At 39.8% G+C, this 12,364-nt stretch carries 6 protein-coding genes; 1 reads left to right on the forward strand and 5 read right to left on the reverse strand.

The genetic code is table 11. The features are described 5' to 3' along the window. Window positions 1–280 precede the first annotated feature (280 nt). A complete protein-coding gene (locus ACRD69_RS19135; RefSeq protein ID WP_430816742.1) occupies window positions 281–2,263 on the forward strand; it encodes a thioredoxin domain-containing protein in 1,983 nt (660 codons plus the stop codon). Between the two features lie 131 nt (window positions 2,264–2,394). Here ACRD69_RS19135 and ACRD69_RS19140 read toward each other — a convergent pair whose 3' ends face one another. The 5 genes from ACRD69_RS19140 to ACRD69_RS19160 all read right to left on the reverse strand — a co-directional run bounded on the left by ACRD69_RS19140 (window position 2,395) and on the right by ACRD69_RS19160 (window position 12,360). Further along, window positions 2,395–3,960 carry an arylsulfatase gene (locus ACRD69_RS19140; RefSeq protein WP_430816743.1) on the reverse strand — a complete coding sequence of 522 codons (1,566 nt, stop codon included), beginning with the start codon at window positions 3,958–3,960 and terminating at the stop codon, window positions 2,395–2,397. A 146-nt stretch (window positions 3,961–4,106) separates the two neighbouring features. Next, window positions 4,107–7,274 carry a beta-galactosidase, LacZ type gene (lacZ, locus tag ACRD69_RS19145; protein ID WP_430816744.1) on the reverse strand — a complete coding sequence of 1,056 codons (3,168 nt, stop codon included), beginning with the start codon at window positions 7,272–7,274 and terminating at the stop codon, window positions 4,107–4,109. 98 nt (window positions 7,275–7,372) lie between these two features. Continuing rightward, a complete protein-coding gene (locus ACRD69_RS19150; RefSeq protein ID WP_430816745.1) occupies window positions 7,373–8,863 on the reverse strand; it encodes a Gfo/Idh/MocA family protein in 1,491 nt (496 codons plus the stop codon). A 46-nt stretch (window positions 8,864–8,909) separates the two neighbouring features. Then, complete coding sequence (locus tag ACRD69_RS19155) at window positions 8,910–10,364, reverse strand: arylsulfatase (RefSeq protein ID WP_430816746.1); 1,455 nt, start codon at window positions 10,362–10,364, stop codon at window positions 8,910–8,912. A 151-nt stretch (window positions 10,365–10,515) separates the two neighbouring features. After that, window positions 10,516–12,360, reverse strand: a complete 1,845-nt coding sequence (locus ACRD69_RS19160) for a metallophosphoesterase (RefSeq protein ID WP_430816747.1) — start codon at window positions 12,358–12,360, stop codon at window positions 10,516–10,518. Window positions 12,361–12,364: the final 4 nt, after the last annotated feature.

Raw genomic sequence — 12,364 nt, forward strand, 5'->3', positions numbered from 1 at the left:
ATAAACTGGGTTTGATCAAGTTTTTAAAGTCCTGATTTGCCCATTTAGCACTTAAGTTAGTGAGAACTAAATCATTATTCTCCGGGTCTCTATCTTCGGTTATATGCGATATGGAATAGATCAGCAACAACAACTTATCGCCATGCTGAATTAATTATCACCCCTCTACTGAACTTCAGTAATACATAGCTGTTTTCTGTTTATGAAACAGTCGTATTTCATACCATTGTTAATCCTCATTGGCATATTCGCATGTCAATCGTCACAAAACAAAACAACCATGCACAGCAACTCTTTAATTAACGAAACAAGCCCCTATTTACTTCAGCATGCCCACAATCCGGTTAACTGGTATCCCTGGAGTGAGGAAGCCTTACAGAAGGCCAGGGATGAAGATAAACTGCTATTGATCAGCGTCGGCTATTCTGCCTGTCACTGGTGCCATGTGATGGAGCACGAATCGTTTGAAGATGAAGCGGTGGCTGCGCTTATGAATGAGCACTTTATCTGTATAAAAGTTGACAGGGAAGAACGCCCCGATGTGGATAAAATATATATGGAAGCTGTGCAAATGCTTACAGGGCGTGGTGGCTGGCCGTTAAACTGCTTTGCACTGCCCGATGGTCGTCCGGTTTGGGGTGGCACCTATTTTCCCAAACAGCAATGGCTGCAGGTGCTTGAACAACTGGCTCAACTCAATAAAGACGGAAAGGATAAATTACTCCAACAGGCCGATGCTTTAACCCAGGGCTTGCAACAACTTGAGATGCCCATGGCAGGAGAAACGGATGTACCTGATATATACCAAGCTGTTGTTAACAGCCGTGACCGCTTTGATAGTACGTACGGTGGTTTTGGTGAAGCTCCAAAATTTCCGATGCCGGTTTCTCTGAACCTGATTCAACAGCTAGGTACCATGAAAAACGACAAGGAATTGTTAGATTTTGTGCAACTCACACTTGAAAGGATTGCCTCTGGGGGTATATACGATCAGGTTGGAGGAGGCTTTGCCCGTTACTCGGTCGATGAAAGGTGGTTTGCTCCTCATTTTGAAAAAATGCTGTATGATAATGCCCAGCTGATATCTCTGTACAGCAATGCTTATAAAAGCAATCAAAATAAGCTATACAAGCGCATTGTTAATGAAAGCATTCAATTTGTCGAACGTGAACTGACAGCTCCCGAAGGCATCTTTTATTCGGCGCTGGACGCCGACAGCGAAGGAGAAGAGGGGCAGTTTTACATATGGAAACACAGCGAACTAAAAGAGTTAATTGGTGATGATGAGCACTTTTACAGCTATTTCAACATTAGGGAAAATGGCAACTGGGAAATGGGTAAAAACATCCTGCATGGTGGCATTACAAGGGATGAATACGCCCGACGACATAAGCTTGACATCGATAGTTTTGGCGCACAAACAGAGGCTTCATTAGCAAAACTTTTAAAAGTGCGTGAACTGCGTGTTCGTCCCGGACTCGATGACAAAGCTCTTACATCGTGGAATGCACTGATGATAAAAGGACTGTGCGAGGCCTACCAGGCGTTTGGAGAAGAGAATCACAAGGCCCTGGCCGAAAAAGCCATGACATATTTACTCAAACATGTTAAACAAGAGAACGGCGCCCTGCTTCGAACAAGCAAAAACGGCATTAGTAAAATTGATGCTTTCCTTGATGATTATGCTTTTATGATCGATGCATTGATCGCCTTGTACGAAATTACTTTTAATGAAGGCTACCTAAATGAAGCAAAGGAATTAAGCCAATACACCATAGAGCACTTTTACAATTCAACGGCTCAGGTATTTTATTACACCTCTAAAAGTGGCGAACAGCTTATTGCCCGCAAAACAGATGTGCAGGATAATGTGATTCCATCATCGGTTGGTACCATGGCCAATAACCTCATCAGGCTGCATCAACTGTACCATATACCCGGGTATGATAGCATTGCCGCAGTGCTAATTCAAAAGATGTACAAATTGGCATCGGAACATCCGACCTACTATGCGCAGTGGGCCTTATTGACATATCTGCAACACCAGCGACAGGAAATTGTTATTGTGGGGAAAGATACAGGAAAGTACAGGAAAGAACTCCAAAAGCAGGCACGCCCGGGTGTTATTTACGCAGGTTCGTCAGATGATCAATCATCCATTGAAGTGTTAAAGAACCGCTATAAGAAAGGCACTACACTTATTTATCAATGCAAGGACAAAACCTGTGAATTGCCGGTTGAAGGCCCATCTTTAGTCCCCTAGTATTTAATATGACAAAGTTCAATGAAGCACATAATTTTAGCAGGCGCAGATTTGTTATCTGTTCTATATATCACATACAAAACATGCGAACTATCCACCGATAGTTCGCATGTATTTTATAAACCGAATAATCAATCGAGTGTATCTCCAAGCTGATGAAACTTCCAGCTTTTATTCCAGGATTCTTCATGCTCATCTTTAACAATCTGTAGAACTTTCTTTATTATATCTGGATGCTTATTCGCAATATCATTTAGCTCTTTGGGATCTGCATTCAGATCATAAAGTTCAAAATGTATATTATTACTTTTGTGTATATTTTTACAAATTGCTTTGAATCTTCCTATTCTCACTGCCAACTGACCTCCGTATTCAGGAAATTCCCAGTATAAAAACTGATGTTGTAATTGCTTTTCACCCCTTAGTTCAGGTAAAAAACTTATTCCATCAGTGATCTCTGGAATATTAGTTCCACTGATGTCGCATAATGTTGGTAATACATCCCAAAATGCTGAGATATGGTCCGAAACAGATCCTTCTTTAATTTGTCCGGGCCACGATACAATAAATGGAACACGAATCCCTCCTTCATGTAAAAAGCCTTTACCCCAGCCAAATTCACTTTTAAATACTCCTCCACTATTAAACCACGGTGAATCTGTTCCGCCATTATAGGTTGCGCCATTATCGGAAGAAAACATGATTATCGTGTTCTCATAAATTCCCAGGTCTTTCAATTGTTTTATCAAAAGCCCAACCTGTTCATCTAAATACGAAACCATAGCAGCATATCCAGCCCGCGGATTCTTATGAGGGAAATACCCTCTTTTTCCATCATATGGTTTTTCTTTACCAAATTTGTTGATGTAGTAATCCACCCATTTTTTGGGAGCCTGAATTGGGGCATGTGGAATTGGTGTTGCCCAATAAAGAAAGAACGGCCTGCCAGCGTTTTGACTAACAAAACTGCTTAACCTGTCAAACATAGGATCACCTGAATACTCATTTAAATTAAATGGTTTATAACTTTCTTCCTTATTAGGATCAGCATCACTTGCTAACAAGGTTCCAGGAGCTACTGTATCATTATTTAAATAAACACGATGCTCATTTTCATACAGGTGAACTGGATAGTAAGTATGAGCCTGACGCTGACAGTTATAACCAAAGAAGTAATCAAAACCTTGTTTATTAGCAATGCCATCGGTGTGCGGAGCACCTAGTCCCCACTTGCCGATAGCTGCCGTTTTATATCCTGAGCTTTGTAACAAACGTCCAATTGTTTGTGTATTGATAGGTATGGGACGTTGTCCTTCAAGGGTTGAATCAGCAATCACTGCCTTATAATTCCATACATCACCTCGTTCATTCCACTCATCATTTCCTCTAACGTACGAATGCCCCGTGTGCTTTCCTGTTAATAATACAGAACGTGAGGGTGCACAAACAGGTGCTCCGGCATAATGATTAGTAAACAGCATGCCATGGCTTGCTAGCTGGTCAATGTTTGGTGTTTCTATCTGTTCTTGCCCATAGCAGCCCAATTCACCATAACCCAAATCATCAGCTAAAATATAGATGATATTTGGCTTTTGTGTGTTCGTCTTATCTTTATTAGATACTGAATTGCAGGCAAAAAAGCTAAGTATAAGCAGTGCCGAAAAGATTTTAAAAAAACGTAAAGTATTTAGTTGCATCTCTTTAAATTATTATCAGTGTAAGGTATTGGTCACCAAAGAATTTAATCATCCTTCCAAAGTATCTGTCAGGATGATCAAATTAACTAGTTCGATATATAAAAAGATTTTTAAAAATATCGTTTAATGTAATTCCTGATTGGCTATCAAAAAACCGGCTCAATTGAGACTTGAAATTGATAGGCTTGCGCAGGAACGGTATATTCCTTATAAGGTGTTGCCCCCCATGAGTTGTCTCCGGCAACACCCATTTGTTTTAAGTCAAAAGTAATATAAACACCATCCTTTTTAACAATGTCATTAATGTGTTTATGCTCTTGATGATTCACCTGATCAAAGTCTTCAATAGGATTATGAAGCGCGGAGAAACCCAATGTTGGAGCACCGCTTATTTTTAATCCCCACCCATCATCATTTCTTAATTCAATCCAACGCGTATCTGTTTTATATCCATTCTCTTGCGGACGCACATATGGAACATACTGATCCTTCACCTTACTCTCATACAAACCAACAAATGCACCTCTGTTACGATCGCAATAATTCTCATGTGGTCCTCGTCCAAAGAATTTAAGATTATCAAATTCAACGGGTATTTCCATGCGCATACCATAACGTGGCATATCAGGCAAATCATCTTTAACAGGCTTAAATTCACTATTGATGTATAACCTACCATTACCCGATATATGGTAAGTAATTACCTGTTCAGCACTAACAGCTTCAATCATGAAATGCGTTGTAATTCTAACCTGATAATCAGAAAGAGTTGTAAGCTTAATGTCACTCATGTTCATAGCTTGACTTGCCTCTCGCCATACACCCAAACGCCCAATCATTCTGCTGCCCTTATCATTATCGTTAGGGGCACGCCAGAAGTTTGCAACCGGACCACTTTGGATTAAATCTTTGCCATGAACAGTCCACCTGCTAATTACACCATTCGTTTTATCGAATTCAATGATAAAATTTTTGCCGGTTACTTTAATCAATTCCTCATTTTCTGCCGCCTCTAATGCAACTTGTTCTTCAGGCATAAGAACAGGGTGAACAGGAACCGGATAAACGAATTGATCGTGAGCCACTTCATGCCCTTCTTCAAGAAGTGATGTGGGCTGCTTTAGGCGAACAGAGAAATCAATGAAATAATCAGCATCTGTTTGTCCCTTTATTGCAGCAACGGGTATCGTCACCACCTTGCTTTCATGCGGATTAAGTTCTAAATCGACAAAGCCATGTTGTATTTCTTTACCATTTTCGGAAATACTCCAGCGAATATCAAGGTTATCAAGGTTTACAAAATCATGGTAATTACTAATTTTATATTCGCCTGTAGGCAGGTTTTCGTTGCTAAAACGAACATACTGATAGGCATACTTCACTTCCCACATGGCCGGTTGCAATGTCAAATCAGGGAAGATGATACCATTACATACGAAGTTATCATCACTTGGCATATTTTCGCCGTAATCACCTCCATAAGTCCAGTATCGGCGACCTTCGTCATCAAATTCCAATAGTCCCTGGTCAATCCAGTCCCAAATGTAACCTCCTTGCAGTTGCCTGTTACTTCTATCATGAATAACATCCCATAAATCGACCAGATTACCGGTACTATTGCCCATTGCATGTGAGTATTCACTCATAATCATTGGCTTAGCCTGATGTTCTGACGCATATTTTTGCAGGTACTTAACTCCTGGATATTGAGGGCAAAACAATTCTGTATTTGGCCCCATAATGGCACGCTCGTAATGCACAGGTCGCGATGGATCCCTCTCTTTTATCCATTTAAAAACAGCAGTAAAATTTTCACCATCACCGGCTTCGTTACCCATTGACCAAACAATGATACAAGGATGGTTTTTACTTCGCTCTACCATTCTGATATTTCGATCAAGATGCGCTTCGTTCCATTCAGGATTTTTCGCTAATGAATAGTTACCATAATACATGCCATGCGACTCTATATTAGCCTCATCGGTAACATATAAACCATGCTCATTACATAACTCGTAAAAACGATAATGCGTAGGGTAATGTGAGTTACGCACGGCGTTAATATTAAACTGTTTCATCAGTTTTATTTCATGAAGCATATCTTTTTCGCTTATAACATGACCAGTATGCTGATTATGCTCATGACGATTAACACCCTTTATTAGCACTTCAACACCGTTAACATAGAAAACTTCATCAATAATTTCTACTTTTCTAAAACCGGTCTTAGTTGAAATATATTCCTTGTTTCCCTTTGCATCTTCCAACACTATCACCAAAGTATACAGGTTAGGTGTTTCAGCTGTCCATTTTAAAGGATTCTCAATGTTTGCCTCAAAGTGAAGTTTTAAATTTTCTTTTTTATTAATCTTAGCATTAGAAGACTCCTCAACAATCACTTTTTTATTCTGATCAAGCAACAAATAGCTTAGTTTGTAGTTTCCTGAACGAAGGCCTTTTGCATGATTTTTTAAATCAACATCAAGCCTTAAAACTCCATTTGTATAAGCATCGTCTAAGTCACCTTGCACAAAAAAGTCGCGAACGCGTACTTTAGGGGTTGAATAAATAAATACATCGCGCTCAATGCCACTAATGCGCCAAAAATCCTGACACTCAAGATATGAGCCGTCACTCCAACGATACACCTCAACAGCCAAAGTATTTTCACCTTTCTGAAGGTATTTGGTAATATCCCACTCGGCTTCTGTTTTACTTCCCTGGCTGTAACCTACTTTTTTGCCATTAATCCAAATGTAGAAAGCTGATTTAACGGCTCCAAACTGAATAAAAACCTGGCGGCCGTCCCAACTTTGAGGAACCGTAAATGTTCGACGATATGAGCCTACCGGGTTATAATCGTGCGGAACCTGTCCCGGATTGGCAGGATATATTTTATCAACAAATTCAATTTCATCAGAGACTGGCGTTTTGTAGTTGGCAAATTCGTATTGATGATTACAGTAAATGGGCACGCCATAGCCTTCAACTTCCCAATTAGATGGTACTTTAATGTCATCCCATTTACTTACATCATAATCAGTTTTATAAAAATCAGTTGGACGATCAGCTGGTTTTCTAACCCAGTTAAACTTCCATGTACCATTGAGACTTTTGTAGTAAACTGATGCCGCATGTTTTTTTGTGATGGCATCATTCATGTTTGAAAAATTCATAAATGATGCATGTGGAGCTTCCTTGTTTTGATTAAACATTTTAGGATTTTCCCAATCATTCAATTCATTGGCTGGTATGGGCTGTGTGATTAACAGGTGAGCCAGTGCCCATAATGATACTAATAAGTACTTTGTCATCGTAATAAAGTTATCCGGTCAGGAATAGCACCGGTGGAAATATTAAATGCAATAAATAAAGGTATTAGCAGGGGACAGCTCCCTTGCTACAAATAATATTAATGAACCGATAGCTGTTCTTTTGAATCAGCTTCAGCAAGGTTTCGAACGCCAGTTGTGCCACCACCCTTAAGTGTTAATTCAACAGGTTTATTGGTCTTCCATTTACCACGGGTAAAGTCAGGAATATTAATTGGTTTTGAACCATTGGCAATAGACCACTCACTTAACGGAGTGATGCAACTCCAGGCAGCAGCATCGTATACATCCATATCCATTGGCAAGCCATTTCTAAGGCAATCAATTAAACGCCAATCCATTATAAAATCCATACCGCCATGGCCACCAACTTGCTTCGCCATTTCTCCGATACGATTAACAATTTCAGGTGTATACTGCTCCCATAACTCTTTCATTTTTGCTTCATCAGCATTATAATGGCCAAAAGCGATGTGTTGTAATGGCCACTTTTGAGCAAAGCACTTGGTTCCACTCAACATATGAATTCGCGAATATGGTCGAGGTGAACTGATATCGTGCTGTATCATAATGGTGCGTCCTTTAACGGTACGAATCATTTGCATATCCATATTACCACGCATTTCTTTGCCAATGAACTGTTGCAGATCCGGTCGGTCAGGTGCCAGTTCTTTAATGCGATGCTTCAAGGTAAAATCATCGGACATCATGGCTGTAAGGTAATCCATACGATCGCCTCGGTTAATGTCCATGGCCTGACAAATAGGTCCTAAACCATGTGTTGGATATACATTAGCTTTACGCGTATTTTCATGTAAACGCCACAGCTTATCATATGCGCCATCACCTCGAGGCTTATCATCTTGTGGCTTATTGAAATGCCAGTAATCTAAATCGTGAATGTATGCCCCCTCACCATGAACAATATCTCCGAAAGCTCCCTGACGAACCATATTTAAAGTTAGCAACTCAAAAAAATCGTAACAGCAGTTTTCCAGAATGACACAGTGTTTCTTAGTTTGTTCTGATACTTCCACCATTTCCCAGCATTCGTCCATGGTTTTCGCTGTTGATACCTCAACAGCCGCATGACTGCCTCCTCGCATAGCTGCCAGGGCAACAGGCACGTGCCATTCCCATGGTGTAGCAATATATACCAAATCAACCAGGCCACTATCGCATAAAGCTTTAAATGCAGTATCGCTTCCGGTAAACTCTTTGGCCTTTGGCAAACCAGCTTTAGCTAAAGAAGCCTGAGCACCATCAATGGCTGCTTGTCGGGTATCACATAATGCAGTTACCTCAACACCTTCGATAAAGCCCATTCTGTCAACGGCACCAATACCTCTATCACCAATACCAACAAAACCAACACGCACAGTACCGAGCTTTGGAGCCGCATAGCCACACATATTGAATTCCATTTTAGGCATACGTTCCGCATTGTGGCGGATATAAGCTACCTGCTCATTTTCTTTTGAGCCATTTGTACATCCCGCTAACGGGGAAGCACCTACAACACTTGCTCCAAGAGCCATGTTTTTGATAAACGATCGTCTGCTATTTGTCATTACTACTTATTTTTAATATTCTAATTTTCAAGCTAAGATGAACAGCTTAGTTTAATTCGCTACTGAACCTAAAGACACTTGATGCTGTTCGGCAACTTTCAAAAATCTGTTTTACTTCGGAAATAATCTCCGGATGATTATTGGCAACATTATTTATTTCGCCAATATCTACTGATAAATCATACAGTTCAATTGGAGTATCGGGGTTACTATTAATATCATATTGAACAGCTTTCCATTTTCCTTTTCTTAGGGCTTTTCTTCCTCCCCAAACATGAAATTCCCAATAAAGGTATTCATGCTCTTGTTGAACGCCTTCCCCACACAAGGTTGGATAAATAGATATTCCATCAATCGCTTGCGGAGTATTTTGTTCAGTAATATCCGCAAAGGTTGGCATCATGTCCCAAAAAGCGGAAATTAAATCAGATGTTGTGCCCTCTGCAATAACGCCTGGCCAAGTTGCAATAAAAGGCACACGAATACCTCCTTCATATAAATCACGTTTATAGCCTCTTAATGGACCATTACTATCAAAGTAGTCAGGATCTGCTCCTCCTTCATAGTGCGAACCATTGTCTGAGGTAAAAATAATAAGTGTATTATTGGCCAAGCCCAGTTCATTGATTCTTTGAACTATTTCACCAACCTGATCATCTAACAAAGTGATCATGGCAGCAAATGCAGCATGCGATTCGTTCTGAGAACCATATGGTCCTTTTCTGAAACGCTCACCATCATCAACACCTTTGTAAGCTTTTTCAGGATCAAACTTACCACGAAAACGCTCCATATATTCGTCCGGCGCAAACATCTCGGCATGCGGTATGATGGATGGAACATACATAAAAAAAGGCTTGTCCTTATTGTCTTCGATAAACTGAAGTGTTTTTTCATGAATGAGTTCTGGCGCGTAAATACCTGTTTGCTTACCGGCATTGGCTTCCAAAATAAGGCTATCCTGATTAGTCCTTAAGAAATAGGGGTAATAATGATGTCCCAGCATTTGACAGTTGAAACCAAAAAAGGTATCAAATCCCTGGTTGTTGGCATCGCCTTCTGAACCGGGATAACCCAGACCCCATTTGCCAAAAGCTCCTGTTACATAACCAGCCTCTTTAAATAATTTAGCAATAGTATAAGTTTCAGCCGGTAATGGATGTTGTCCTTCCGGAAACCGTTCTTTATTACCACGAATACAGGTATGACCGGTATGTTGGCCTGTCATGAGTGCACTGCGTGATGGTGCGCAAACAGTACTGCCTGAATAATGCTGTGTAAAGCGCATTCCATGTTGAGCAAGTTCATCAATATTAGGGGTTTGAAATTTGGTTTGCCCGTAACAGCTCAAATCACCATAACCTAAATCATCAGCCAGAATATAGATAACATTGGGCTGTGTTTGTCGTCCCGTTTTTTGCCAACAGCTGCTATTTAATGTAGCAACAAGCAGCACAATCACAGTAAATTTAAAATAACGATGTAGTTTCATGTCTTTCATTACCATAAACCATTTACTTGATATTTAACCTGTAATACCTCAGAATCAACTTTTTTTACCAGTAAGGTGAAAAACGAATAAATCACCCAATTAGAAATTAACCAGTTTATTACGGCACAAATCATTAGTTCCTTTATTTTTCTTAAATTAACTATTCACCTACTAAAATGGCTTCAATCACTCCTTGATACAGTCCTTTTGGGTTAAAGTAATGAAGCTTTATAATAGCTTTAGAGCCTTCAACTTCCAATGTTAGCAAGTTATTATTAAGGCCATTATTAAAATCCTCAGGGTTATCTTCTTTATCGGTACCCCTAACAATATGATCATATATAACCGGCCCTACGGGTTCCTTAACATCCATGTAACTACCACCTCCGATGGTAATATATTGCACTCCACCCTTTTCACCTCTTTCATAGCCATGCATATGTCCACTAAATACGGCAGCCACATTATATTTTTCAACAATAGTGGGTAATTGCTCTTTTACTTCCGGCAATTCGGCTTTCTGCCACCTTTCATAATAAGGTGCACAATGGATAAATACAAAGCGCAACCTTGCATTCTGTACTTGGTCTGAACGTAAAACAGTTTCGAGCCAACCACCAGGCTCAAGGTCTTGCTGCATCCTATCCCAATCAATACTAATAAATGCAACATTAGAATACATCATCAGGTAGCTGCCGCTAAAGGCATTAGGATCTGAGTTAAACTGCTTGGGTAAATCGTGATACTGTCTGATTAAATCGCCTCCGCCCCAACGTTCACCAACATCATGATTACCAAAGGTTGTATAGAAAGGAACTTCTGAACCAAGGGTGCCGCAAATATATGGCAGAAATACAGTTCCTAAATCGTATCTGTAGTTGCCGTAATTTGAAATATCACCTGCATTAAATGCAAAATTGGGTTGAATGCTATCGACTATAAAGGCGGCCATTTTTGACCATGGAAAGGAATAGTGGCTATCGGACCATAATGCCACATTAAATTGTTCGTCGGGTGACGATGGTGCAGTCGTAAAACGGCGTTTATCTGAAGAAAAGCCATTCACATCGGCGTAACAATAATAGCTTGATGCCGGGTTCGCATCATCAACTACTGCTTTGTGTATATATGTATTTGCATTGGTTTTAACCACCTCTGAAGTTGTTTTTTTACCATACTCTTCGGTTGAGCCGTAGTAAAGCGTTCCTGGTTCTGGCACTTTACTTTCCCACATAACGGTTATACCAGATGTTGTTACATTCTGGAACCAAGGTTGTGTTATAATAGGGTTTGGCGACAATTTTAATGGACCAATGGCTTCAATGTCTTTTTCTGTTAATGCTTTGTTGTACAAGCTAACTTGTGCAATATCAATCCAATCATCCTGGTTTTTATTATCTACAAATAGTAATAACTCCGGACGAAGGCTGTAATTACTATCAACTTCCTGGACCTTGCCGGATAATATTTTTTTCCCATCAAGGTATAGGCTGTATTCAGTACCATTATCAACAACCATAATAAGACGATACCATACATTAATACCCACTTTAGTGTAAGAATACTTAGTGGCACTGTAACCAAATGTTCCTTGTGGATAGCGTATATATAATTCAGCATCCTCATCGTTTTCTGTATTAGTTTGCAACAACGAATGCCAGTTTTCTATTCCGTTTATTCTTAAATCGAACAATATAGAATAGGTGTTCACGTACGATTCGTTAGCCTTAGGTCTTAAGTTATGTTTAACTATATAATAACTGCCAGGACCAATGCGTACAGCCCGATTATCATTTGTTGGGCCAGCAATAGACTGCTGTTTTCCTTTGAGAACCAAATCATCACCTAAAGCAGCTTTTGTTAAATTATCAGCATCATCAAAGTTCCATTGTGCTGCGGGTATTGGAAGGCTATCATTAGCAACACTTGCTATGCTTGCAGTAACAACATTACAATTACATCCTAGGATTAATATAAAAAAAACGATAAAACTTACCTTTCTCATAACA

The sequence above is a fragment of the Carboxylicivirga agarovorans genome (assembly GCF_050589845.1).
GTDB lineage: Bacteria > Bacteroidota > Bacteroidia > Bacteroidales > Marinilabiliaceae > Carboxylicivirga > Carboxylicivirga agarovorans.

Bases quoted from the DNA above. Each gene is read 5' to 3' on its own strand.
- ACRD69_RS19135 (WP_430816742.1), top strand. From the start codon at position 281: ATGCACAGCAACTCTTTAATTAACGAAACAAGCCCCTATTTACTTCAG.
- ACRD69_RS19140 (WP_430816743.1), bottom strand. From the start codon at position 3,960: ATGCAACTAAATACTTTACGTTTTTTTAAAATCTTTTCGGCACTGCTT.
- lacZ (WP_430816744.1), bottom strand. From the start codon at position 7,274: ATGACAAAGTACTTATTAGTATCATTATGGGCACTGGCTCACCTGTTA.
- ACRD69_RS19150 (WP_430816745.1), bottom strand. From the start codon at position 8,863: ATGACAAATAGCAGACGATCGTTTATCAAAAACATGGCTCTTGGAGCA.
- ACRD69_RS19155 (WP_430816746.1), bottom strand. From the start codon at position 10,364: ATGAAAGACATGAAACTACATCGTTATTTTAAATTTACTGTGATTGTG.
- ACRD69_RS19160 (WP_430816747.1), bottom strand. From the start codon at position 12,360: ATGAGAAAGGTAAGTTTTATCGTTTTTTTTATATTAATCCTAGGATGT.